Origin of the sequence: Methanoculleus caldifontis (genome assembly GCF_032842345.1) — an archaeon.
Taxonomy (GTDB): Archaea; Halobacteriota; Methanomicrobia; order Methanomicrobiales; family Methanoculleaceae; genus Methanoculleus; species Methanoculleus caldifontis.
Genome location: NZ_WBKO01000001.1, coordinates 889,445 through 913,231, shown reverse-complemented (window position 1 = coordinate 913,231; position 23,787 = coordinate 889,445). Strand labels below are relative to the sequence as shown.

27 protein-coding genes are annotated in these 23,787 nt (G+C 65.1%); 17 read left to right on the top strand and 10 right to left on the bottom strand.

Going from position 1 to position 23,787, the window contains the following annotated elements; all coding sequences use genetic code 11:
* Nucleotides 1-3 precede the first annotated feature (3 nt).
* Nucleotides 4-939, top strand: coding sequence for a calcium/sodium antiporter (locus F8E02_RS04780; protein ID WP_317064335.1), 936 nt, complete (start codon nucleotides 4-6; stop codon nucleotides 937-939).
* A 90-nt stretch (nucleotides 940-1,029) separates the two neighbouring features.
* On the top strand, nucleotides 1,030-2,958 hold the full coding sequence (locus F8E02_RS04775; RefSeq protein ID WP_317064334.1) for a beta-propeller domain-containing protein: 1,929 nt from the start codon (nucleotides 1,030-1,032) through the stop codon (nucleotides 2,956-2,958).
* Here F8E02_RS04775 and F8E02_RS04770 read toward each other — a convergent pair.
* Both F8E02_RS04770 and F8E02_RS04765 read right to left on the bottom strand, forming a co-directional pair.
* A complete protein-coding gene (locus F8E02_RS04770) occupies nucleotides 2,916-5,675 on the bottom strand; it encodes a cation-translocating P-type ATPase (protein WP_317064333.1) in 2,760 nt (919 codons plus the stop codon). The two genes, F8E02_RS04775 and F8E02_RS04770, sit on opposite strands and share 43 nt — an antisense overlap.
* A 219-nt stretch (nucleotides 5,676-5,894) precedes the next feature.
* Complete coding sequence (locus tag F8E02_RS04765) at nucleotides 5,895-6,230, bottom strand: cupin domain-containing protein (RefSeq protein ID WP_317064332.1); 336 nt, start codon at nucleotides 6,228-6,230, stop codon at nucleotides 5,895-5,897.
* A gap of 180 nt (nucleotides 6,231-6,410) precedes the next feature.
* Between F8E02_RS04765 and F8E02_RS04760 the strand changes: the two genes are divergently transcribed.
* From F8E02_RS04760 to F8E02_RS04750, 4 genes are all read left to right on the top strand, one after another.
* On the top strand, nucleotides 6,411-6,647 hold the full coding sequence (locus F8E02_RS04760) for a type II toxin-antitoxin system HicB family antitoxin (RefSeq protein WP_317064331.1): 237 nt from the start codon (nucleotides 6,411-6,413) through the stop codon (nucleotides 6,645-6,647).
* Nucleotides 6,648-6,687: 40 nt separating this feature from the next.
* Nucleotides 6,688-6,876, top strand: coding sequence for a type II toxin-antitoxin system HicA family toxin (locus F8E02_RS13080; protein WP_394357924.1), 189 nt, complete (start codon nucleotides 6,688-6,690; stop codon nucleotides 6,874-6,876).
* Nucleotides 6,877-7,021: 145 nt separating this feature from the next.
* Nucleotides 7,022-8,140, top strand: coding sequence for a TIGR04084 family radical SAM/SPASM domain-containing protein (locus F8E02_RS04755; protein WP_317064330.1), 1,119 nt, complete (start codon nucleotides 7,022-7,024; stop codon nucleotides 8,138-8,140).
* Between the two features lie 68 nt (nucleotides 8,141-8,208).
* Complete coding sequence (locus F8E02_RS04750) at nucleotides 8,209-8,373, top strand: hypothetical protein (RefSeq protein WP_317064329.1); 165 nt, start codon at nucleotides 8,209-8,211, stop codon at nucleotides 8,371-8,373.
* 4 nt (nucleotides 8,374-8,377) lie between these two features.
* On the opposite strand, the gene F8E02_RS04745 is transcribed toward F8E02_RS04750, so the two are convergent.
* Together F8E02_RS04745 and F8E02_RS04740 are read right to left on the bottom strand one after the other, a co-directional pair.
* A complete protein-coding gene (locus F8E02_RS04745; RefSeq protein ID WP_317064328.1) occupies nucleotides 8,378-9,832 on the bottom strand; it encodes an ATP-binding response regulator in 1,455 nt (484 codons plus the stop codon).
* Nucleotides 9,833-9,952: 120 nt separating this feature from the next.
* Nucleotides 9,953-10,528, bottom strand: coding sequence for a flavin reductase family protein (locus F8E02_RS04740; RefSeq protein ID WP_317064327.1), 576 nt, complete (start codon nucleotides 10,526-10,528; stop codon nucleotides 9,953-9,955).
* A gap of 152 nt (nucleotides 10,529-10,680) precedes the next feature.
* Here F8E02_RS04740 and F8E02_RS04735 point away from each other — a divergent pair, with 152 nt between their 5' ends.
* Entirely contained in the window at nucleotides 10,681-11,133 is a 453-nt protein-coding gene (locus F8E02_RS04735) for a CBS domain-containing protein (RefSeq protein WP_317064326.1), read from the top strand.
* Between the two features lie 46 nt (nucleotides 11,134-11,179).
* Here the strand turns inward: F8E02_RS04735 and F8E02_RS04730 are convergent, their stop codons facing one another.
* The 4 genes from F8E02_RS04730 to F8E02_RS04715 form a co-directional block, all read right to left on the bottom strand.
* Nucleotides 11,180-11,638 (bottom strand): YbhB/YbcL family Raf kinase inhibitor-like protein, encoded by a 459-nt coding sequence (locus F8E02_RS04730; RefSeq protein ID WP_317064325.1) that lies wholly within the window; start codon nucleotides 11,636-11,638, stop codon nucleotides 11,180-11,182.
* A gap of 56 nt (nucleotides 11,639-11,694) precedes the next feature.
* Nucleotides 11,695-12,162: a YbhB/YbcL family Raf kinase inhibitor-like protein gene (locus F8E02_RS04725; protein WP_317064324.1), complete on the bottom strand. Its 468-nt coding sequence runs from the start codon at nucleotides 12,160-12,162 to the stop codon at nucleotides 11,695-11,697.
* Nucleotides 12,163-12,212: 50 nt separating this feature from the next.
* Complete coding sequence (locus F8E02_RS04720) at nucleotides 12,213-12,704, bottom strand: YbhB/YbcL family Raf kinase inhibitor-like protein (RefSeq protein ID WP_317064323.1); 492 nt, start codon at nucleotides 12,702-12,704, stop codon at nucleotides 12,213-12,215.
* Between the two features lie 117 nt (nucleotides 12,705-12,821).
* Nucleotides 12,822-13,526, bottom strand: a complete 705-nt coding sequence (locus F8E02_RS04715) for a phosphoribosyltransferase (protein WP_317064322.1) — start codon at nucleotides 13,524-13,526, stop codon at nucleotides 12,822-12,824.
* Between the two features lie 103 nt (nucleotides 13,527-13,629).
* Between F8E02_RS04715 and F8E02_RS04710 the strand changes: the two genes are divergently transcribed.
* Together F8E02_RS04710 and tsaA are read left to right on the top strand one after the other, a co-directional pair.
* A complete protein-coding gene (locus F8E02_RS04710; protein ID WP_317064320.1) occupies nucleotides 13,630-14,085 on the top strand; it encodes a ribonuclease HI family protein in 456 nt (151 codons plus the stop codon).
* Nucleotides 14,082-14,519, top strand: coding sequence for a tRNA (N6-threonylcarbamoyladenosine(37)-N6)-methyltransferase TrmO (gene tsaA / locus F8E02_RS04705; RefSeq protein ID WP_317064319.1), 438 nt, complete (start codon nucleotides 14,082-14,084; stop codon nucleotides 14,517-14,519). Before F8E02_RS04710 ends, tsaA begins: the two co-directional genes overlap by 4 nt.
* 6 nt (nucleotides 14,520-14,525) lie before the next feature.
* On the opposite strand, the gene F8E02_RS04700 is transcribed toward tsaA, so the two are convergent.
* Entirely contained in the window at nucleotides 14,526-16,325 is a 1,800-nt protein-coding gene (locus tag F8E02_RS04700; RefSeq protein WP_317064318.1) for an aldehyde ferredoxin oxidoreductase family protein, read from the bottom strand.
* Between the two features lie 161 nt (nucleotides 16,326-16,486).
* On the opposite strand from F8E02_RS04700, the gene F8E02_RS04695 reads away from it, so the two are divergent.
* From F8E02_RS04695 to F8E02_RS04685, 3 genes are all read left to right on the top strand, one after another.
* A complete protein-coding gene (locus F8E02_RS04695; protein WP_317064317.1) occupies nucleotides 16,487-16,792 on the top strand; it encodes a ubiquitin-like small modifier protein 1 in 306 nt (101 codons plus the stop codon).
* 139 nt (nucleotides 16,793-16,931) lie between these two features.
* Nucleotides 16,932-17,825 (top strand): Mrp/NBP35 family ATP-binding protein, encoded by an 894-nt coding sequence (locus F8E02_RS04690; RefSeq protein WP_317064316.1) that lies wholly within the window; start codon nucleotides 16,932-16,934, stop codon nucleotides 17,823-17,825.
* A 3-nt stretch (nucleotides 17,826-17,828) separates the two neighbouring features.
* Nucleotides 17,829-18,149, top strand: coding sequence for a hypothetical protein (locus tag F8E02_RS04685; protein WP_317064315.1), 321 nt, complete (start codon nucleotides 17,829-17,831; stop codon nucleotides 18,147-18,149).
* 225 nt (nucleotides 18,150-18,374) lie between these two features.
* On the opposite strand, the gene glnA is transcribed toward F8E02_RS04685, so the two are convergent.
* Nucleotides 18,375-19,703 carry a type I glutamate--ammonia ligase gene (gene glnA / locus F8E02_RS04680; protein ID WP_317064314.1) on the bottom strand — a complete coding sequence of 443 codons (1,329 nt, stop codon included), beginning with the start codon at nucleotides 19,701-19,703 and terminating at the stop codon, nucleotides 18,375-18,377.
* Nucleotides 19,704-19,863: 160 nt separating this feature from the next.
* On the opposite strand from glnA, the gene F8E02_RS04675 reads away from it, so the two are divergent.
* The 5 genes from F8E02_RS04675 to F8E02_RS04655 all read left to right on the top strand — a co-directional run bounded on the left by F8E02_RS04675 (nucleotide 19,864) and on the right by F8E02_RS04655 (nucleotide 23,785).
* Complete coding sequence (locus F8E02_RS04675; protein WP_317064313.1) at nucleotides 19,864-20,601, top strand: GltB/FmdC/FwdC-like GXGXG domain-containing protein; 738 nt, start codon at nucleotides 19,864-19,866, stop codon at nucleotides 20,599-20,601.
* 5 nt (nucleotides 20,602-20,606) lie between these two features.
* Entirely contained in the window at nucleotides 20,607-21,626 is a 1,020-nt protein-coding gene (locus F8E02_RS04670) for a Coenzyme F420 hydrogenase/dehydrogenase, beta subunit C-terminal domain (protein WP_317064312.1), read from the top strand.
* 281 nt (nucleotides 21,627-21,907) lie between these two features.
* Nucleotides 21,908-22,477 carry a class I SAM-dependent methyltransferase gene (locus tag F8E02_RS04665; protein ID WP_317064311.1) on the top strand — a complete coding sequence of 190 codons (570 nt, stop codon included), beginning with the start codon at nucleotides 21,908-21,910 and terminating at the stop codon, nucleotides 22,475-22,477.
* 21 nt (nucleotides 22,478-22,498) lie between these two features.
* Nucleotides 22,499-22,759, top strand: coding sequence for an AbrB/MazE/SpoVT family DNA-binding domain-containing protein (locus F8E02_RS04660; RefSeq protein ID WP_317064309.1), 261 nt, complete (start codon nucleotides 22,499-22,501; stop codon nucleotides 22,757-22,759).
* A 6-nt stretch (nucleotides 22,760-22,765) separates the two neighbouring features.
* On the top strand, nucleotides 22,766-23,785 hold the full coding sequence (locus tag F8E02_RS04655; protein WP_317064308.1) for an ATP-binding cassette domain-containing protein: 1,020 nt from the start codon (nucleotides 22,766-22,768) through the stop codon (nucleotides 23,783-23,785).
* Nucleotides 23,786-23,787: the final 2 nt, after the last annotated feature.

Sequence of the window (23,787 nt, the reverse complement as noted above, 5' to 3'; positions counted from 1 at the left end):
CCCATGATACTGACCGCCGTTATGCTCGTCATCGGCATCGCCCTCCTCATCAAAGGGGCCGACCTCTTCGTGGGCGGAGGCAGCGGCCTCGCCCTCCGCCACAGGATCTCCCCCGCCCTGATCGGGTCGACGATCATCGCGTTCGGCACCTCCCTTCCGGAACTCGTCGTGAGCATCGACGCCGCAGCCACAGGCAGCACCGGAATTGCGCTCGGGAACGTCATCGGGAGCAACATCGCGAACATCGCCCTGGTCCTGGCCCTCTGCACCTTCATCCGCCCCACCATGATCGCCGCATCGGGAGCGTCGCGCTCGGCCCTCGTCAGGCACACCGCGCTGATGCTCGCGGCGACGGCGGCGTTCGCGCTCCTCGCCATGAGAGGCACCCTCGATGCCCTGGCAGGCGGGGTGCTCCTCACCCTCTTCGCGGTCATCCTCGTTCTTCTCGTGCGGGAAGGCCGTGAAGAGGGGGATATCGTGCTCAAGTCTCACGGATGGAGAGATCTCCTCTACATCGCCCTCGGCCTCATCGCCGTCGTCATCGGTGCACGGCTGGTCGTCAACGGCGCCGTCACGATCGCGGAGGCCTTCGGGATCCCGGCCTTCGTCATCGGCCTCTCGGTCGTCGCCGTCGGGACATCGCTCCCCGAACTCGCGACCTCGCTCGTTGCCGCCGTGAAGAACGAGGGCGCCATCTCCATCGGCAACATCCTCGGCAGCAACATCTTCAACCTCCTCCTGGTCCTCGGGATAAGTCTCCTCCTCGCCCCGGCCACCGTCGGGTCGCCCCTCGACATCGTCGCGGTCGTCTTCTTCTCGGCCGCGATCCTCCCCCTGCTCTTTGGCCGCCCAACCTTCGTCAGGGGCTGGTCGGCCTTCCTGCTCGTCGGCTACGCCGCTTACATCGCCTGGACCTTCCTGGCGGCGCCGGCGGTGTGAGAGAACGGAAGACTTCGAAAATTTTCGCAGGTTACGCAAACCTGATACACCGGGGCGTGTATCTTCCTCTCTAACGGAAGGTGAACGGAGATGGAGAGCTGGAAACCGGCGGCGGCGGTCGCGCTCGGCTGCCTGGTGGTCGTCGCGATCATCGGGACCGCCCTCGCGTCGGAGGACGCCGGGGCGGAGGCCTGGGGCGACCTGCGGAAGTTCGGGTCGAAAGAGGAGATCGAGGCGTTCTTAAAGGAGCACGCGCAGGGCGGGGGAAACGGTAGCGGCTACCCCCGGACAAACGGGGGCGTCATGCCCGAAGAAGCTGTAGATTATGCCCCGGCACCGGCAGCGACAGCTGCCCCGGCGCCTGCGGCCGGTGACTACTCGACCACGAACGTCCAGGTGCAGGGTGTCGACGAGGCCGACTTCCTGAAGAACGACGGAAAATACATCTACCTCATATCGGGCAGGACGCTCGCGATCCTCGAGGCGTTCCCGCCGGAAGATGCCAGGATCGTCTCCGAGACCTGGATCGACGGGAGCCCGAAGGCGCTCTTCCTCGAAGGCGACCGCCTGGTGGTCTTTGCCACGAAGACGGAGGAGGAGATGACCGCCGTGAGAGGGAGCGTTACCCCGGTCCCGATCTGGCGGACGGTGACGCACGCCTACATCTACGATATCGGCGACCGCAGAGACCCGAAGCGGGTCGGGGACGTGACCTTCACCGGCGACTACTACGACGCCCGGATGATCGGGGAGTACGTCTACGCCCTCACGCGGGAGTCCCCCCTCTGGGTGCATGACGGGATCGTCCTGCCCGAGGTGAGGACGGGCGGCGCCGAGCCGGTCGTGCCCGACATCTACCGCCCGGAGACCCCCCTGCAGAACTACATCTTCTATACCGCGGGCGGCTTCTCCATCAGGAACAATACGGCCGCTCCCGACGCCGAGACCTTCCTCCTCGGCTACGACACCACCCTCTTTGCGTCGCGGGAGAACCTCTATCTCGCCTACCGGAACATGGGCCCGGCCTACACCGGCCCGGTCGCCGGGACGCCGTCGGAGGAGACCGGCACCCGCGACCGGACGATCATCCACCGGTTCGCGATCGAACGGGGGAAGATCGACTACCGCACGATGGGGCAGGTGCCCGGGCACCTCCTGAATCAGTTCTCCCTCGACGAGTACGGGGGGAACCTCCGGGTGGCGACGACCGTCGAGGACTGGGGATGGGAGAGGTCGGTCCGGTACAACAACGTCTACGTCCTCAACTCAGCGATGACGGTCATCGGGACGCTCGAACACCTGGCGCCGGACGAGCGGATCTACGCCGCCCGGTTCGCCGGCGACCGGCTGTACCTGGTGACGTTCAAGCAGGTCGACCCCCTCTTCGTCATCGACCTCTCCGACCCCAGGCGCCCGGGCATCCTCGGCGAGCTCAAGATCCCGGGTTACTCCGACTACCTCCACCCCTTCGGCGCCGACCATATCATCGGTGTCGGGAAGGAGACGAGCGAGAACACCTGGGGCGGGGTCTCGGTGGCGGGCCTCAAGGTCGCCCTCTTCGACGTATCCGACGTGAACAACCCCATCCAGGTCGACAGCGTCGTGATCGGGGAGGCCGGGACCGATTCTCCGGCGCTCTACGACCACAAGGCCTTCCTCTTTATTGAGGAGAAAGGGCTCCTCGTCCTCCCGGTGAGCGAGATAAAAAGGGTCGAGAACCCCGGATCGAGGTACCCCGGCTCCTACGGCACCATGACCTGGCAGGGGGCCTACGTCTACTCGGTGAGCCCGGAAGAGGGACTCAACCTCACGGGCACGGTCACCCACAGGGAGAGGGAGACGTCCTACGCCTGGAACTCCCCCGACGCGGTGCAGCGGTCGCTCTTCATGGACGACACCCTCTACACCGTCTCGGCAAGGAGCATCATCATGACCGGTCTTGACGACGGCAGCAGGATCAACGAGGTCCTCCTCCCCTATCGGGGGGAGGCCTCGCCGACCCCGTACCCGGTCTGGTGAGTCGGCGGCCGGTGCTTCCTCACCGCCTTGAAGATCTCCATCACGACGACGACCAGGGAGGCGAGGGCGAGCAGCGAGAACCATTCGACCAGGGAGACGGGCTGCAACTGAAGGACGTTCTGGAGGAAGGGCACGTAGAGCGCGAGGATATGGATGCCCTGCGCGGCGACGACCCCGGCTATCAGGAGGTAGTTGCGGCTTATCGGGACGCGGAAGGCCGAGTGGTACTCCGACCGGCAGTTGAAGACATGGAAGTTCTCGAGGAGCACCATCAGCAGGACGACCAGGTTCCGGGCCGAAAATTCGTCCCACCCGCTTGAGAGGAGCCAGTACCAGGCGCCGAGCGCGATCAGGGCGATCACCGTACCGGAGAGGAGCACCTCTTCTATCATCAGCCGGTTGAAGACCCCTTCCTCCGGCCTTCGCGGCGGCCGGTCCATGACCCCGGGCTCGCCTCCCTCGAACGCGAGCGCCACACCCTGGATCCCGTTCGTCACCAGGTTCAGCCAGAGGAGCTGGACCGCAAGGAGGGGCAGCGGCAGGCCGATGATGAGGGCGACCAGGAAGAGGAGCACCTCCGCGAATCCCGTCGATATCAGGAGGTAGACGACTTTGCGGACGTTGTCGTAGGCGTACCGCCCCTCCTCGATCCCGGCGACGATCGAGGCGAAGTCGTCGTCGGTGACGATCAGCGATGCCGTATCCTTGGCGACATCGGTCCCGGAACCCATCGCCACCCCGATGTTCGCGCTCCGGAGCGCCGGCGCGTCGTTGACCCCGTCCCCGGTGACCGCGACGAAGGCCCCGCTCTCCCGGTATGCCTCGACGATCCGGAGTTTCTGCAGCGGCGTCACCCGGGCGAAGACCCGGGCGCCCTGCACGCGGCTGACGAATTTGGAGTAGGTCGAGACCTCCGGGTCCCCGAGTTCCGTGCCGGTGACGACCCGGTCGGGGGAGTCCGTGATCTCAAGCTCCCGTGCGATGGCGAAGGCCGTTGCGGGGTGGTCTCCCGTCACCATCACCACGTCGACCCCGGCACGGCGGCACCGCCGCACGGCATCGGGCACGTCGGGCCGGATCGGGTCTATGAACCCGACCAGACCGAGGAGTTCGAGGGGGGGCATCTGTGGGTTCTCGACGGAGACCGGCCCTTCCGCACGACCGCCGGCCACGGCAAGCACCCGATAGCCCCGGGAGGTGAGGGCGTCTAACCCCTCCTGGACGCGGTCCGGGTCGAGGGGTTCCTCCCCCCCATCTTCCGCGATCATGGTCCGGCAGAATGGAAGGACCGTCTCGACGGCTCCTTTGACCGCCACCCGCATCTCCTCGCCGTCCCGGTACCAGACGGCGGCATACCGCCGCTCGGACTCGAAGGGGATCTCGGCGACGGCAGGCGCGCTCTGGCGGATACCGGCAGGGTCAAGACCCATCTTGTAGGTGAGCGCGAGGAACGCCACGTCGATGGCGTCGCCCCGGTGCGTCCAGTCCCCTGCATCGGTCCGTTCCAGGCCGGCCTCGTTGCTGATCGTGGCAGCCCGGGCCAGGCTTTCCACCCGGTCACGGACGGACCCGGCCACCGGCGCTCCGCCCGCATCGAGGACCTCCCCCTCGCCCGCGTACCCGGCACCGGTGACGGAGATCTCCTCCCCCGTGGGCAGAAGAACCACCCGGGCGGTCTGCTGGTTCACGGTGAGGGTGCCGGTCTTGTCGCTCGCGATCAGCGTGCAGCTCCCGAGACTCTCCACGGCGGCGAGGAACCGGACGATGACGTTCCGACCGGCCATCCGCGAGGTCGCGATCGAGAGCGCGACGGTCAGGGCGACCGGCAGGCCCTCGGGGATCGCCGAGACGGCGAGAGCGACGGCGAGGAAGAAGACCTCAAGGGGAGGCATCCCCTGGCCGAGGACGATGATCGCAAGCAGTCCGGTGGCAGCAAGGACGGCGATGCTGATCTTTCTCGAGAAGTCTTCCATGCGGAGGACGAGCGGGGGTTTGCCCGTCTCGGAAGTCGTGACCGTCTCGGCTATCTGCCCGATCTCGGTGTGCTGGCCCGTCGCGACCACGACACCAACGCCGCGGCCGGTCATGACGGTGCTGCCGGCGTAGAGCATCCCCAGGCGGTCGCCGGGCGGGAGGTTCGCGTCCACGGGCTCGGGGTTCTTTCTGACCGCGTGGGACTCGCCGGTCAGGAGCGACTCGTCGACGGCGAGCGACCGCGCCGTGAGGAGGCGGATGTCGGCGGGGACCCGATCGCCGGACTCCAGGGCGACGCGGTCGCCGGGAACCAGGTCTTCCGCCGGGATGGCCGCCTCACGGCCCCCCCGCCTCACCCGTGCGCGGATCTTGAGCATCTGCTGCAGGGCCGTTGCGCTCCTCTCCGCCTTCACCTCCTGGAACGTCCCGATGACGGCGTTGATCAGGATGACGACAAAGATGAAGGCGGCATCGGTGAAGTCGGCGAAGAGTAGCGAGATGATCCCGGCTGCAAGGAGGACGTAGATGAGCGGGCTCATGAACTGCCGGAGGAAGACCTCAAAGACCGTTGGAGGCCGCTTCTGCGGGAGAGCGTTCTCGCCGAAGATCTCCTTCCGCCGGGCAACCTCGGCGTCGGAGAGGCCTTCCGGCGGCGATGCGAGCTGCCCGGCCACGTCGTCGGGCGGAAGGGCGTGCCATGCTGTCGTCCGCGACTCGTCGGGGGAGATAGGGGGAGCCATCATTGCCGTGTTGTCGCGCGGAGTCATAAAAACAATCCATCCGGCAGGGTGAGACCCCGCTCTGTTACCGCACCCCTCTCCGCATGCCCGCAGGCACATGCTCCGGGACCCGCCGCCCTTCTTAACCGCCCGGATGGGTGTCTGTGCACATGGGGGGAGACCGGTCGGCAACCTCTAATAACCTGCAGGCATTGGCCTGCGAGGTCTCTTCCGGCCGGCGGATCAGGCGTGGATCATCGTCAGCATCATCTTGAACCGCGTGACGGCGTGGACCGCGTGCGGGATCGTTGCCGGCATGATGATCAGGTTGCCGGCCTTCACGGTGTACTCCTTGCCCGCGATGGTGACGAGGGCCTCCCCGTCGAGGACCTGGAGGATGGCGTCGTAGGGTGCGGTGTGCTCCGAGAGGCCTTCGCCCTCGTCGAAGGCGAAGACCGTGATGGTGCCGGACTTCGTATAGGCGAGCATCCGGCTGACGATCGAGCCGGACTGGTAGGCGACGAGGTCGCGGGGATCGATGACCTGTTCGGCGAGGTTCTCTTTCTTTGCTTCAGGCATAGGGGTCAGTTGCTCTTATGGGGTCTTCTCTTTTGCGCCTCGTGGCGACAAACAGACACGTGGCATCGCGATCCTCAAAGATAGTCCAGGCCAGGACCTGCCTGACTGATCTTTACCGGACCCCCGTGAAAAGAATATTATAACGAGTGCATGAACTGTTAATGATTGGAGGTGACGTGATTGACAAAGGTAAGGCTGACCATCCTGATCTGGAAAGAGGAAGGAGCGTACGTCTCAAAATGTCAGGAGCTCGAGGTCGCCAGCTGCGGCGATACCCCGGAGGAAGCGCTGGACAACATCCGCGAAGCGATCGAGCTCTACCTTGAGAATGCACGAGAACTTGGGATACTGCAGGACATCGAACCAATCCTGAAGTCGCGGCACAAGTTCACCTCGGTTATCGAGGTCGAGGCATGACGAAACTCCCTCTGGTTTCTTCCGACGACATCATAAGAAACTGAGGGCAATCGGGTTCGAATATGCTCCCCATCGTGGGAAGGGGAGCCATGTGGCCCTCTATAAAATAGGGAATGACGGAAGTAAACTGCTTGTCATTGTTCCCCGGCGTGACCCCATTCCTCAAGGAACGCTGCTCTCGATCCTCAAGCAGGCCCGCCTTACAAAGGAAGAGTTTCTCGATCTGTGAAGAACTTTATTATCGCCGGATTCTCCCCCAGGCGTCGGCGAGGCTACATGTACACGCCTCGCTATGATAAGCCGGGAAGCAATGGAACGGACGCCCGCATCCTCACCTTTTTCCCGCCCTGCCGCCAAATAATGAGAGACCACCTGTGTATTATCACCTCATTCTGACCGACGACTGCAACCTCTGCTGCACCTACTGCCGGGGGAAGGCCTTCACCGTCGACCCCCCGGAGACATCCGATATCGCCGTCGACGAGGACCTACCGGTAGATCTCGATATCGATCTCGCCGACCTCTACCGGTTCCTCGCAAAAGACCCCGAAGCCGTCCTGACCTTTTACGGCGGGGAACCCCTCCTCGCCGTCGACCGCGTCCGCGAGATCGTCCGCGACGCTCCGGTCTCGGCGCTGATCCTCCACACGAACGGCACCCTCCTCGACCGCCTCGACCCCGATACCGCGAACAGGTTCGATACGATCCTGGTCTCGATCGACGGGCCCGAGGGGCTGACCGACGCTCACCGCGGGGAGGGGACGTTTGGCAGGATCACGAGAAACCTCCGCGGCCTTGCGGCCGGCGGGTTTGCCGGCGAGTTGATCGCCCGGATGACCGTGACCGAGGATACCGATATCGTGGAGGCGGTCCGCTACCTCACGGCAAACGACCGGTTCTCCTTTTCGGCCGTCCACTGGCAGATGGACGCAAACTTCTGGAACGACTACCGGATGCGCGACTACGCCGCCTGGGTCGAGAAGAGTTACAACCCCGGCATCAGGACGCTCGTCGAGTTCTGGGTCGAGACGATGCGCAGGGAGGGCCGGGTGCTCCGGTGGTACCCCTTCATGGACCCGATGCAGGATATGCTGCTCGGAAGGCCGAGCATGCTCCGGTGCGGGTGCGGCCACGCGAACTACAGCATCATGACCGACGGGCATATCGCCCCCTGCCCCATCATGGTCGGGATGAAGGACTACTACGTCGGGCACATCGCCACCGCCGACCCGCTCCGCCTCCCGGTGACGGCCGTCGGGAGCCCCTGCACGGCGTGCGGGATTCGCGACTTCTGCGGCGGCCGGTGCCTCTACTCAAACATCACCCGCCCCTGGCCCGAGGAGGGGCGGCAGATCGTCTGCGGGACGGTGGAGAACCTCTACCAGGCCCTCTCGGCGGCGCTCCCGGAGATCCGCCGCCTCATCGACGCGGGGAAGGTCCGGATGGAGGACTTCGACCACCGGAAGTACAACAGCTGCGAGATCATACCGTGACGGGAGATCCCGGCTCTCGCGATGGGGAACATTCATCCTCCCTGAAGAAGACCTCTCTCCCGGCGACCATGACGACCATCGGCCTCATCCTCTGCAGGATCGGGCTCCATCGCTGGGGCAGAAAACGCGGATACGACGAGTACTCCTCGAACGTCATCGAGTGGGAGCAGCGGTGCGAGCGGTGCGGGAAACGGAAGCGGTGGGTCGAGACGAAACGGGACCGCCGGCGGTGACGGTTCAGGGGCCTGCTGCCGTCCCGCCGGCCCGGACCTGCCAGTTCCGCTCGGGGACCAGCAGCTCGAAGCGTGCGCCCCTCCCGGCCTCACCGGTCTCGTGGATGACGATCCCGGTCGTCGCGAGGATCTCCCGCACGAGGAAGAGACCGAGGCCGGTGTTTCTCCCGAAACCACGTGCGAATATCTTCTCCTTCTCACCCGCCGGTATCCCCGGCCCGTCATCCTCGACGACGACGACCTGACCGCCGTCCTGGCGAGAGCAGCCGACCCGGACCGTCGGCGCCGGTCCGGCGTACCTGAGCGTATTCTCAAAGATGTTGTAGAAGACCTTCTCGAGCATCGGATCGGCGTAGACCTCGACCCCGTCCACCCCGGCAAGAAGGATGAGGTCAAGGGCGAGGCCTTTTGCCGCACGGGCGATGCAGTCGCCGAGGTCCTGGTACTCCGGGGCCCGGACCCCCAGGTCCTGGTAGTCCTGGGTGAACGCGATCTGGCGCCGGATGAACTCGATAGCCGTCTCCTGCCGGTCCAGGTACCCGAGAAGAACAGGATCCGCCGTCTGGTCCCGTGTCAGCCCCAGATATCCCTGGAGGACGGTCAGCTGGTTGAGGATGTCGTGCCGGGTGATACTGGAGAGGAGGTGCATCTTCCGGTTCGCGGCGATCAGGTCGTTCTCCGTCCGCCTCCGGTCGGTGACGTCCCGGACGATGGCCTGGAGGCGGGGCGGGCCTTTCACATCGAGTCGGCTCAAGCTCATCTCCGTATCATAAATCCTGCTGCTCGGCCCGTGAATCCGCCACTCGAAGAACTGCGGCTCTCCGGCATACGCCGCCTTCATCTTCTCGACGGCGCTTTCCCGCGCCGGGACGCCGTCGGGCTGGATGGGGGCCGAGAGCTCCCAGGGTCTCCTCCCGATCAGGACTTCTCTGGTGCAGCGAAAGGTCTCAAGGGCCTTTGAGTTGCAGTCGACGAACCGGTCGCCCTCGAAGATGAAGATCGGGTCGTTCGCCCCCTCAAAGAGCGCCCGGTAGCGCTCCTCCGAGTCCCGCAGCGCCAGGACGGCCCGCCGGCGCTCTACCGCCTGCACGATCAGGTGTTCGAGCTCGGCGAACTGCGATCGCGGGTCGCCCCCTTTCTGGACGTAGCCGTCCGCGCCGTGGTTGAGCGCCTCCACGACGACCTCCTCGCGGCCGCGACCGGTGAAGAGGATGAACGGGAGATCCCCGAAGCGCTGGCGGATCTCTTTGAGCAGCTCGATCCCGTCCATGTCGTGCATCCGGTAATCGGCGATGACGGCGTCTGGCGCCAGCTCGTCCAGCCGGGCAAGGGCATCTCTTCCGGAAGGCGCCGTCTCGATGCTGAGCGCACCCGATGCTTCGAGGAATGCCTTGCCGACGTCGAGAAGGGTCAACTCGTCATCGACGTAGAGTACGGAATACCTGGCTGTCGGCAACATCTCCGGATCGATCTATACGGGCATGACCCCATAAAAACATGCTGATACAATGTTGCCGAACAAAAAGCGCGATACCACGATTTAAATAAGATATAGCAGGGATTTTTCCGGTTCCGGAACCTATCGATTCACCTCCTTCCCTACCGAGAAGGCCTTCGCGAGCACGCCGGAGAACCCGTAATATTCCTGCCGCATCGAGTCGTAGGCGAACGGCCGGATCTTCTCAATATCGGGTTTGCCGTCTTCGCCGAGGACGCTCTCGTCCACCTTCACGTCCAGGATCTCCCCGATGAACTGGGTGTGCATGCCGATCTCGACCGTCTGGAGGAGCCGGCACTCGAGAACGACCGGGAGCTCCCCGACGTACGGGGCGTTCACGAGGTCGCCCTTCACCGGCGTCAGGCCGGTCGCCGCAAACTTGTCCGTATCCCGGCCGGAGACGATCCCGAAGTAGTCCGCCTCCCTGACGTAATCCGCCGAGGGTATGCTGATCGTGAACTCGCGCTCACGCATCAGGTTCTCGTAGGTCTGCCGGACTTTCTGGACCGAGACCGCGACCGCCGGGGGGCGGGAAGAGCAGATTCCGCCCCACGCTGCGGCCATGGCGTCCGGACGCCCGTCCGGGCCGTAGGTCCCGATGATCAGGTCGGGGTGAGGATAGAGGAGGGTCCGTGGACCGATCGATCGCTTCGTCATGGGAATACGGTTCGTTCCCGGACCCGGATAAACTTTTTCGAGCACCCGAACGAAACGTCGCAGCGGTGAAGATCAAGCGGGGGCCGGGTGGTACGGGTTACGTTCATATACCATACCGGCATGAATCGACGTCGTCAACGGAGGTAACGGATATGGGAATTGTGCAATGCTGCCGTGAGCAGGTCGTCGCCGTCTCGCCGGACACGCCGGCGGTGGAGGTGGCAAAGATCATGGGGGAGAAGAACGTCGGAAGCGTCGTCGTCGTCACCGGAGACAACCGGCCTACCGGCATACTTACCGACCGCGATCTCGCGGTCAGGGTCATGGCCCGGGAGAAGGATCCGGGCGAGGTCCGGGCGAGCGATATCCTGAGCCGGGACGTGATCACTTTCCAGGACAGCATGGGGATCTACGAGGCCATCCAGAAGATGACCTCAGAAGGCATCAGGCGGATGCCGGTCGTCGACGACAACGGGAGACTGATTGGGATTGTCACGATGGACGACATCATCCGCATGCTGGGAGAGGAGATGTCTGCTATCGCAAAGAATATCGAGAAACAAAGCCCGCCCATGAAGAAAGAGAGCCCCCCCATGCCCACATAAGGGGGGCAGCACCAATTTTTTGGGTGATGGTCGCAGGCCCCCGCCGCTACCCGGTGGCGAAGGCTATGACCTCCCCGGTCTGGTTTATCGACCCTTCCATCGCCCGGACCATCTCCTCCCAGGTGGCGCCGGGCTCGAGGGAGAGATCGAGATCGAGCGCGTAGACCCGGAAGAGGTACGCCTCGCCCGTCCCGGCCTCCGGGCAGGGAGCCCGGTAGCCGAGGGCACCGAAGTCGTTCCTGCCCTGTATGGCATGGAGAGGCGATTCTATCGTCTCTTCCGCAGGGATCCCCGCCGGGATCTCTTCGACGGCGGGGAGGTTCCAGATCACCCATGCCACCCGCGACGGCCCGTCCTCGGGGCTCGCCGTCGCGAGGACCGCGAGCGACTTGATGTTCGGGAGGATCCCTTCGATCCGGATCGGGGGCGAGCGATTCGTCCCCCCGCAGGTGTATTCGGCCGGGAACTCTTCAAAATCCAGTTTCACTACCAGTTTCGGCTTCATATCAGGCTCCGTCGGTACTCTCCTTCCGGAGCCAGATATATAAAGGGTGCGTGTCGTCACCGGGAGTACGTGGCAGCGGTCTCGCCGAACTGGAGGACATGTCCCTGCATCGCAGCGATGAGGTCGTGCTTGTCCGCGCCGGCCGCGAGGTCGAGCATGGCGTCGAGCCCGTAGACCTTGAAGATATAGCGGTGCGTCTCTCCCCGGGGAGGACAGGGGCCGCGCCAGCCGATGGTCCCGTAATCGTTCGTCCCCTGGACGGCACTGATGGGAGCGGCCACGACGCCCTGCACCGGAATGCCCTCCGGGAGCAGGGCTGTCGGCAGGAGGTTCCAGATGATCCAGGTCGTGAAGGAGCACCCGGATTCGAAGGGGTTCAGCGCAAAGACTGCCATCGACTGCGTCTCCGGGGTGAACCCCCGTATCCTCAGTTCGGGAGAGTGATCGGGGCCGTCGCAGGTGTTCCAGATGGGAAACTCCGCTGAACGGAGTGAGACGATCAGTTTGGTGACGTTTGTGCTCATGGTGCGGTTCTCGGCACCGGGAGATAAAAAGATGGTGGAGAGGAGGACGCTCAGGTCCGGGTCCCTCTCCCCGGAGGCGTCTCGATCGCCGTTCTCCGGCTGTAGACCGCCATCGTCTCGCCGTAACCGGTGGCCGCGGCTGCGAGCGCGTTCTCGAGCCGCGCCCGCCCGCCCCCCGGCGGGAGGTCGAGTTCCTTCTCCACCCCCCAGACCCTGACGAAGAAGCGGTGCGACGCCCCCTTCGGGGGACAGGGACCTGCATAGCCGGTCCTCCGGAAGTCGTTCGTTCCCTGGACGGCCCGGATCGGATGGGAGACCCGGGGCTCGGGGGGGACGCCCGCCGGGATCTCGCCGGCCGACGGGATGTTCCAGGCGAGCCAGTGGGTGAACGTGCCCCTCGGCGCGTCCGGGTCGTCCACGATGACGGCAAGATAGGGGGCATCCGACCCCCGGACGGTGATCCGCGGGGAGAGATCCTCCCCGTCGCAGGTGTGCTCCAGGGGAAACCGGTCGAAATCAACCTCTATGGTCAGTCTCTGCATACGCAGTGCGCCTCCGGCACCCCGTGGGGAGAGGCCGTATATACCTGTTACGGCGAGCGGGACGACAACCGGCCTCCGGCACCGGGGCGATCCTCCGCCGGCCGTTCTCCGTATGCGTCAGAGGAGCCCCATATCCCGCCCCTGGATCAGCAGTTCCTCCACCTCCTGGTCGGTGAGGTCGTGCCAGCGCTCGTACGCCTGGGCCACCGCGAAGGCGGGGCTGGTCCGGATGTTCAGACAGACGACGAGGTCCGCCTTCCGGGCGATGAAGTTGACGGCATGGAGGGAGCCGGTGGGAACCGCCACGACGACCCGGCGGGGCGACTCGGCCCGGGCCGCCTCGACCGCGGCGAGCATCGTATACCCGGTCGCGAGGCCGTCGTCGATCAGGATCGCGACCCGACCTTCGAGGTCCGGCTCCTGCCGGCCGCCGGAGAACTTCTCCAGCCGTTCTTCGACGTTCTTTCTGGCCTTCGCGACTGCGGCACTCACCTCGGCGTCCCGGAGATTGAGCCCCGCGAGGAGGGGGCGGTTCAGGAAGACCCGACCGTCCCAGGTCACGGCACCGAACCCGGCCTCGGGGTTCCAGGGAACCTGCACCTTCCGCACCACAGCCATCCGGAGCGGGGCCTTGAGCGCCCGCGCCACCTCAAGCCCGAGAGGCACGCCCCCGGCAGGGATGGCACAGACCACGGGTTCAGCGAGCGTCTCCATCGACGAGAGGGTCGCCGCAAGATGCCGCCCCGCATCGGTCCGGTCCTCGAAGACGCTCAGGCGGTCCCGCAATGCTCTATCCTCAATGATACGCCCCGAATCCAGCATAGGCCTGCCCTTACTGCACGGGGATATTAACATCTTCCGGTGGCCGGCCCCCGCCTACCGGGAGCGATACCAATAACCCTCCAGAGATCGATGATCACGGCAGATGGTGCAAAGAGAGCAGGAGGCTCCCGCGATGGCGACGGCCGATCCGGTGACGCTGTATACCGACGGCGCATCGAGGGGAAATCCCGGCGACGCCGCCTGGGCGTACGTGATCGTGCGGGGCGGCTCGGTCGTGGCCGGATCTTCCGGGTTCATCGGGAAGACGACCAACAACGTGGCCGAGTACCACGCGATCATCAACGGCCTGAAGGCCGCCCGGGCGTTCACCCGGGATAGGCTTACGGTCCGGTCGGACTCCGAGCTGGTCGTCCGCCAGCTCACCGGCCGGTATCGCATCACGAAAGACCACCTGGCGGCCCTCGCCGACGAGGTGCGGCAGCGGATGCGCGACTTCGCAGAGGTCAGGTTCGAGAACGTCCCGCGGGAGCATCCCTGCATCTGTGTCGCGGACCGCCTCTGCAACGAGACGCTCGATGCGGAGAGGGGAGCTGCATGACCGGGATCGAGTGCATCCCCATCGGCGTCGTCCGGTCACCCTACCGGGTCAGGGGCGACGCCCCGCGCCAGGGGCGGCTCGCGGATACCATCGCCGAGATCCACATCCACGACGCCTACATGCCGGGGCTTCTGGACGTGGAGCGGAGCAGCCACCTCATCGTTCTCTACTGGCTTGACAGGGCGGAGCGCGGGCTGCTCCACGCGACGCCGCCGGGAGAGACACGGGAGAAGGGGGTCTTTTCCACCCGCTCGCCCGCCCGGCCGAACCCGATCGGCCTCGGGATCGTCGACTTCGTCAGGCGGGAAGGCGGCGTCCTGATCGTCCGGGGGCTCGATGCCCTGGACGGGACCCCGGTGCTCGACATCAAGCCCTACTCCCCCGAGATCGACTGCATCCCCGAAGCGACGGGCGGGTGGCATACAAAAAAGTAGATCGTATCAGGGAGCAGGCACCGCCTCCTCCCCGATGCCGAGTTCGCGGAGTTTCTCCGGCGTGGGCCGCCCTTCCCGGTCCCACCCCCGGGCCCGGTAGTAGTCGTCGAGGAGGGGCTCGCGCTCCCAGACCCGGCCTTTCGGGGCGCCCTCGGTGAGCGGTTCGTTGAGGAGGCGCGGCGGCAGGGTGTCGTCTTCCCGGCTGCACCCGGCTCTCAGGTTGAAGAGTTTCTGCATGTTCCAGATCCGCTCGCCGATCCGGAGCACCCCAGCGGCGTCGATCTCGTAGCCGGTGACCGCCGAGACCATGGCCCCATAGTCCGCCGCGCCGAGCGGGAACGAGGTGAAGAGGCAGGCTCCCGCCGAGTCGATGAATGCCGTGAGGTCCTGGAACGTCTTCGTCCAGACCGCTTTTCCCTCGTTCGAGTAAGGGTCGAGTTTCTCCGGCGATCCAAGCACCTCGGGGGCGATCAGGTAGGCGTAAACGTGGTCGCCGCCCCTGACCGAGGTCGCGTAGGCAAGCCCGTGCCCCTGCAGCCCCCTGGGGTCGTATGCGGGGAGCTCCTGCCGCTTGACGCTCATGGAGAGTTCGGAGTGCCCGTGCTTCCTCGCGAAGCGGAAAGAGCCTTCGGCAAGCTCGTCGCCGATGCCGTCGCGGTAGGCGATCCGCCGGACGAGATCGACCATCTGCTCCGCGTCGCCGAACCGGACGTCTTCGTCGATGTAGCCCTTCTCCGAGAGTTCCATCGCGCAGGCGATCGTCGACCCGGCAGAGATCGTGTCTAGGCCGAGATCGTTAGAGAGGTTGTTCGCCTCCGAGACGGCGCGAAGATCGTCGATCCCGCAGTCGGGGCCGAACGCCCAGATCGTCTCGTACTCCGGCCCCGCCGTCCGCTTCCCCTCGATCTCGATGTCGCGGCCGCACTGGATGACGCAGGTCTGGCACCCCATCTTCCCCGATAGGATGGTGTCGGCCATCTGCTCGCCCGAGATCTTCTCCGCTTTCGGGAAGTGGGCGCTCTGGAAGTTCCGGACCGGGAGGATGTAGTTCTCGTTGACGATGTTCACGAGGACGGCCGTCCCGAACCGCGGAAGCCCTCCGCCCGAGATGGCGTTCTCCCGGATCTTATCCGCGACCTCCTTCTTGAGGGCGAGGAACCGGTCGCGGTCGGCGACGGTGATCCGGCCGCTCCCCCGGGCCGCGACCGCCTTTACGTTCTTTGACCCCATCACGGCGCCGACGCCCCCGCGGCCGGCGGCCCGGGAGTTCTCGTTGATTATGGCGGCGATCCGGGAGAGGCGCTCGCCGGCGGGGCCGATGCAGGCGACGCTCGTGCCGGGGTCGCCGAGATCCTCCTGCAGGGCCGCGGAGGTCTCGCTCGTCGTCATCCCCCAGAGCCCCGATGCGTCCCGGAGCTCCGCACGCCCGTCATCGAGGAAGAGGTAGACCGGCCGCTCCGCCCGGCCCCGGAAGACGACCGCATCGTAGCCCGCTCGTTTCATGCTGGTGCCGAACTTCCCGCCGGAGTTCGCGCTGGTCGACGTCCCGGTCAGCGGCGATTTCGTGACGACGTCATACCGCGACCCGAGCGGGAGGCCGCTTCCTGCGGCCGGCCCGGTGGCGAAGACGAGCACGTTCTCCGGGCCGAGGGGGTCGATCCGCGGATCCACCAGGTCCTGGAGGATACGGACCCCGAGCCCCCTGCCCCCGATGTACGCCCGTCTCCACTCTTCGGGAAACGGTTCCTCCATCGTCCGCTCCCTCGCGAGATCGACGTAGAGGATCTTCTCTGCGTAGCCGTTCATAGGTTATCACCATGCCTACAGGCTCCGCTCGGGGCTAATAAGGCTGCCGGACGGCGAAATTAAAACATTCAACTTTCTGCAAAAAGAAACCACATTTAATTGAGGCACCCCCCGGAGCGATACCAATAAGACCGGCCGCCGCCATCAGCCTGACATACGAGATGAGTTCTGTGGACCGGGAGAATCGCATACAGGTAAAGGTCAGGGCGTTTGCCATGCTCCGGGACATCCTTCCGGCGGAGCATGATGCGGAGGTCCCGGGAGGATCGACCGTCGGCGGCCTGCTCGACCACCTCTCCGCCCGGTACCCCGGACTCGGCGAGGCCCTCTTCACCCCCGAAGGCGTGGTCCGTGACTACGTCAACATCCTGAAGAACGGCAGGAACATCCACTTCAGCGGAGGCCTCGCAACACCCCTTGATGACGGCGACACCGTCGCCCTCTTTCCCCCCGCCGCCGGAGGATGACCCCGTGCCCGAAAAGGCGTCCCGGCGGCGGAACGGGATTATGTGCCAATACCTATACCTTTTTGTGACATTTACCGTTAATGTATAGTAGCTCCAGATCCTTCTCTCGAAGGATCCCATTCCGCGGAGGATAGTTCTGATGGCTCAAACAAACGAACCCGATAAGGAAACCTGCGCCGGGAACTGCGCCGGCTGCCCGTCAGCGACCAAGTGCGACGACTCGAGAAATGCAGGCGAGAAGGGCCTGCCCCCGAAGGCCAAGATCAGCGTGAAACATGTCGTTCTCGTCCTCTCCGGAAAAGGCGGGGTCGGAAAGAGCACGGTGGCGGCGAACCTCGCCTACGCCCTCGCGAACCGCGGCTATGCCACGGGCCTCGTCGACCTCGATATTCACGGCCCGGACATCCCGAAGATGCTCGGCGTCGAGGACGCCCGCCTCCAGTCCTACGACGGGAAGATCATCGAGCCGGTCAGGGTCACCGGCAGCCTCGCGATCGTCTCCATGGCGTTCCTCCTTCCCGAGCGCAACACCCCCGTCATCTGGCGCGGCCCGATGAAGATGACCGTCATCAAGCAGTTCCTTGAGGACGTCAACTGGGGCGACCTCGACTACCTGGTCGTCGACCTTCCGCCCGGCACCGGCGACGAGGCGCTCACCATCGCCCAGCTCGCCCCGAACATCGCCGGAGCCGTCATCGTCACGACCCCGCAGGACGTTGCGGTCCTCGACTCGAGCAAGGCTGCCGAGTTCATCAAGAAACTCGAACTCCGCGTCCTCGGTATCGTGGAGAACATGAGCGGGTTCGTCTGCCCCCACTGCAATGAAGAGATCGAGATCTTCGGCAAGGGCGGCGGCGAGAGAGAGGCGAAACAGCTCGGCGTCCCGTTCCTCGGGGCCATCCCGCTCGATCCCGAGATGCGGAAGGCGGCCGACGAAGGCCGGCCCTTCATCATCCGCCAGAGCAAGGAGAGCCCGACCTGGAAGAGTTTCGACGCCATTATGCAGGCCCTGGTAGAGCAGATCGAGGAGTAAAGCATGGACTACGCGCAGATTCTTGCCGGCCAGGAGGGGGGCCTCCCGGTCTTTGCGCGGATCGTGCAGGCGCTCGAGAACTTCGAGGAGTTCCCGTTCCTGCTCGAGCCCGTCTACCGCGATGCCTCGGAACTCGAGGACGACGACCTCGACCGTCTCCGGTTCGGCCTCGTCCGCCTGCAGGTCTACGCCGACATTCACCGCTACGAGGATATGGAGGCGGCGCAGCGGATGAAGTACGTCGCCTCGACACTCGAGCGCGTGCTCTTCGGCAGGCTTCTCCTCGAGGGAGAAGAGGCCGTCGGCGGCAAGCAGTGCTGCTAGCCCCGGCGGCAGGACTACCGAATACCCTTATTTTTCCCGGCTGCTCTCCGCGATAGCGACGCCGGGGCCCGGTTCGACGCACAGGATCTCAAGGATTATGCTCAAGCCGCGCAGGGCACCCCGACGGTGCACGGACCTCTCGCGCGAGGCAACTGCGTCTGCCGGAGTCGGTGCAGGGCTCGGCCGGGGCCCGATGCCCGGAGAGCAGCCGGCAACAAAAAAAGGTTAGTATGTTGCCAGGTAGCGGTCGAGTTCCCAGGGGTGGACCGCCGTCCGGTAGGCATCCCACTCGGCGTTCGCGACGTTCGTGAGCGCCTCAACGACGTGGGGGCCGAGGGCCTTGCAGATGAGGTCGTCGGCGAGGAGGGCGTGGTGAGCCTCGTTGAGGTCCCCGGGCAGGGTCGCGATCCCGTCACGGCCCCGTTCGGCGGCCGTCATGTGATAGATGTTCTGACTGACGCCGGCCGGGGGCTCGATCCCGTTCCGGACCCCGTCCATGCCGGCGGTGAGCATCGCGGCGAAGGCGAGGTAGGGGTTGCAGGTCGGGTCGGGGCTGCGGAATTCGACGCGGGTGCTGTTGCCGCGGGGCGCCGGGACCCGGACCAGGGTCGACCGGTTGCTCGCACTCCAGCAGATGTAGCAGGGCGCCTCGTAGCCGGGGACGAGCCGTTTGTAGGAGTTGATCGTCGGGTTCGCGCTCCGGGTGATCGCCGGCGCATGCTTGAGCAGCCCGCCGATGAAGTGCATGCAGGTCTCGGAGAGCTGGAGGGGGGCATCCGCGTCATAGAAGGCATTCTTCCCATCCTTCGCGAGCGAGCAGTTCACGTGCATCCCGCTCCCGCAGATACCGTAGATGGGCTTGGCCATGAAGCACGCGTGCAGGCCGCGCATCAGCGCCATCGTCTTGGTGGCGAATTTGAAGGTGATGACGCTGTCGGCGGTATGGAGGGCGTCGCTGTACTTGAAGTCGATCTCGTGCTGGCTCTCGGCGACCTCGTGGTGGGACGCCTCGATCTCGAACCCCATCTCGGTGAGACCGAGGATGATCTCGCGCCGGACGTCCTCGGCAAGGTCGGTCGGGGCGAGGTCGAAGTAGCCGCCGACGTCCTGGAACTGGGTGCTCGGCCGGCCGTCGACCATCTTGAAGAGGAAGAACTCCAGTTCGGGCCCGGTGTTGAAGACGTAGCCGTCTTTTGCCGCGTCCTCCAGCGCTTTCCGGAGGACGTAGCGCGGGTCGCCCTCGAACGGGCTGCCGTTGGCCTTGTAGACGTCGCAGACGAAGCGTGCTTCCGCACACTCCCGGGGCTGCCAGGGGAGGAGGGTGTAGGTGGCGGGGTCGGGCTTGAGGATCATATCGGACTCCTCGATCCGGACGAACCCTTCGATCGACGACCCGTCAAACCCGATACCGCCGGTCAGGGCTTTCTCGGCCTGCTTGGCCGGGATGGCGACGTTCTTGGGCATGCCGAGAAGGTCGGTGAACTGCAACCGGAGGAATCGGACGTTGTCCTGTTCGATACGCTCAAGCATCGCAGAAGTGGGATCACGGGACATGTGGAAATCTACTTCTACCCGACGAGATAAATACCTGCTGACACAACTATACCGGGCAGAGCCATAAAGAACGGCAGCAGAACGGACCACCGGTGCCCTATGCCGGACGAATGTCTCCCCGATCTTCCCGACGCCAGAACGGTGGGAGCGTGAGCAAACAATGACAAAACAGGTCACGATCGATGCGAAAGGAGTACACTACACTCCCCTAAACCAGCAGATCCGGAAGGCCGTGGAGGAAGGTGCCGATGAGATCGTCGTCAACAACGTCCTCGGACAGCGGTTCATCGGCGACGGTCTCCGGGGGAACGTTACCATTCATATCAACGGCGTTCCCGGCGGCGATCTCGCCATGTTCATGAGCGGGCCGACCGTCGTCGTCCACGGCAACGCGGAGCATGCGCCCGGCAACACGATGGATACCGGGAAAGTGGTGATTCACGGGAGCGCCGGCGACGCGGTGGCTCACAGCATGCGGGGCGGGAAGATCTTCGTCCGCGGGAATATCGGATACCGGGGCGGGATCCACATGAAGCAGTACGAGGATCAGCGCCCCATACTGGTCGTGGGGGGAACGGCACAGACGTTCCTCGGCGAGTATATGGCGGGCGGCCTCCTGATCGTCCTCGATCTCGACGGGGCCATGAAGGCCCGCGAGATCGGGAGCGGGATCCACGGCGGGGAGATCGTCATCCACGGGGACGTGGACGAGGCCTGCCTCGCTCCCGGAGCAAAGAAGGTGCCGCTCACCGAGGAGGACCGCTCACGGATCGCCCCGGTGATCCGGGAGTTCGCGGAGGAGTTCGGGCTGAAGCCGGAACCGCTGGTCGACGCGGAGTATACCCGGATCGTGCCCGCGAGCGCAAGGCCCTTCGCCGGGAAGTATACGTGGGAGTGATTGGCATGGAGACGAAGACATTCAGGGATCTCGAGTCCGGGGTCTGGGCTACGGCCCTCTGCTCGGGGTGCGGGGCATGCGTGGCGGTCTGTCCGGCGGACGCCCTCCGGTTCGCGCCGGGGAAGACCGAAGCGCCGGTGAACATCGGCTACTGCAAGGCCGAGAACGACAGCGTGCCCTGCGGGGCCTGCTACGCGGCCTGCCCGCGGGTCGACCTCGCGGCGCAGGGGAGGATGCTCGGCCCGTACCTGGAGGCCGTGGCTGCCCGGTCGGTCCTCCCGGTCGAGCGGAAGCAGAGCGGCGGGGCTGTGACGGCGATCCTCGCGAGCGCTCTTGAAGAGGGGCTGATCGACGCGGTCGTCACGGTGACGGCGGACCCCTGGACGATGAAGCCGTCGGCGGCGGTGATCACCTCCGCGGACGTGCTCGTCCAGCATGCCGGGAGCCGTTACGCCTGGTGGGTGCCGCTCCTTGCCTCCTTGAAGGAGGCCGTGGTCACCCGGAAGTACCGGCGTATCGCCGTCGTGGGGGTGCCCTGCGCGGCACGGGCGGCGCAGGCGATCCGGGCGAGCGACCACGACCTCCTCCAGCCCTACGCGAAGGCGATCCGGCTCGTGATCGGGCTCTTCTGCACGGAGACCTTCGATTACGAGAGGCTGGTCGAGGGGAAACTCCGGTCCGAGCGTAACGTCGAGCCCTGGGAGATCCGCCGCCTGGACATCAAGGGAAAACTGGACGTCTACCTGCAGGACGAGCGGCATATCGCGATCCCGCTCGCCGAGCTGGAGGAGGCTATCCGGCCCGGCTGCGGGGTCTGCACCGACTTCACGGCGGTGGACGCGGACGTCTCGGCCGGGGCCGTCGGGTCGCCGGACGGTTACACGACGCTCTTCGTCAGGAACGAGGTCGGGAAGGGGTTCGTCGACCGGGCGGTCCGGCAGGGAAAACTCGCGACCGACGGCAACGTCGACCTCGCCGCGATCGAGCGCCTGGCGGCAAAGAAGGCAGAGCGCCGGCAGGAATAACTCCCACTCTTTTATCGATCTCTTTTTCTTAGAATCCCGATGCACCGGTAGCCACCGGGAGATGATCGGAGAGACGCAGGCAGCTGCCCGCCAAAACACCGCGGAGCAGACGCTTTTCCCACCCCCGGTTCTACGGCTCAGGGAGAATAGGGGGGTGCCTCAAGGGAGAGGTTCATGTAGTATGATACATCACATTAGTGTGAAAAGTATGATTTACATGATAAGTGAGGGGGAGTTGTATCAGGCATCTCACCGGGGCGCACCGGGGAAGGGGACAGGAGATGGTCGCACCCGGGCATAACGCCGCAGGGCAGGACCGGATCCCGAATATCAGCTTTCGGTTGATGTCGTTCTCGATCCGCATACGGGACTGGATCAGGCCCCCGGGAGGACTGCTTACCGGGGTCGGGATCGGGACGGGGATGACCGTCGTGGACTACGGCTGCGGTCCGGGAAGTTACGTCAGGGATGCGTCCGGGCTCGCCGGCGCAAACGGCACCGTTTACGCGGTGGATGTCCACGAGCTTGCCGTAAAAGCCGTCTCACGGCGGGTCCGGGAGGAAGGGCTTGCGAACGTCATCCCCGTCCTCGCAACGGGATACGCCTCGGGCCTTCCCGACGCTGCGGCAGATCTCGTCTACGCTCTCGACATGTTCCACATGGTCGACGATCCGGGCGCGTTCCTCGCCGAGCTCCGGCGGATCGTGAAACCAGAGGGGATCCTGGCCCTCGGCGACGGGCACCAGCCGCGTGCGAAGACGCGTCGGGCAGTCCGGGAGTCCGGGCTCTGGACGATTGAAGAGGAGACTGTCGAATACCTGCGGTGCCGGCCCTTGCGGACCGCAGGCTGAAGTCAATAGAGGATCAGAATCATGTTCCACAACCACCGCTGCCACCACGATCATGACGGCAGAAAACACATCTTCGGGACGGTCAAGGTCGGCGAACGCGGCCAGATCGTCATCCCGAAGGAGGCCCGCGAGATCTTCGATATCAAGCCCGGCGAGACGCTGATGGTCCTCGGCGACGAAAACCACGGGCTCGCCCTGGTCAAAGCGGAGAAGTTCCGCCATATCGCGGAGGAGATGCTCCGGATCTTCGAGAGACCGCCGGAAGAGCCGCCGGAAGAGTGAGCCCGAATGCATACGGACATATCGCACCAGGGGACCGGCTCCGTCCCGGCCATACGCGCCGAGAACCTGACGAAGTCGTTCGGCGAACTCGTCGCCGTCGACGGCATCTCGCTCTCCATCGAGAGCGGCGAGATCTTCGGACTCCTCGGCCCGAACGGAGCGGGAAAGACGACGACGATATCCATGCTCTCGACGATGCAGAGACCCACCTCGGGCACGGCGACGGTCAACGGCCACGATATCGTGACCGCCGAAGACGATGTCCGGAAGTCCATCGGGATCGTCTTCCAGGACCAGAGCCTGGACGAAGAACTGACGGCATACGAGAACATGGACTTCCACGGCCGCCTTTACCGGATCCCCGCCGGGGTGCGCCGGGAGCGGATCACCAGACTCCTGGCCCTCGTCGGGCTTGAGGACCGGAAAGACGACCTGGTCAAGACCTACTCGGGCGGCATGCGCCGCCGGCTGGAGATCGCCCGGGGGCTGCTCCACGAGCCGAAAGTGCTCTTTCTCGACGAGCCCACGCTCGGCCTCGACCCGCAGACCCGGAACCACCTCTGGGAGTACATCGCGCGGTTGAACGCCGAGAAGGGGATCACGATCATCCTCACCACCCACTACATGGAGGAGGCCGACCGACTCTGCGACCGCATAGCGATCATCGACCGCGGGACGATCGTCGCGCTCGGCACCACGGAGAACCTGAAGGCCTCGATCGGCGGGGACGTCGTCACCATAGCCTCGCCAGACCCCGGCGCGGTCGCCGGCCTCCTGACCGCCCCGTGGATCTCCGGGCTTGAGCGCCACGACGGAACGGTGATGGTCCGGCTGCAGGACGCCGACCGGCACGTCCCCGGGATCGTGACCGACCTCGTCCGGAGCGACATCGGGATCACCTCGCTCTCGGTGAGGAAGCCGACGCTCGAGGACGTCTTCCTGCACTACACGGGCAGATCGATCCGGGATGAGGAGGCAAGCGGGAAAGAGGCGGTGCGCATGTTCCACCGGGCAAGGGGGCGGTAAGG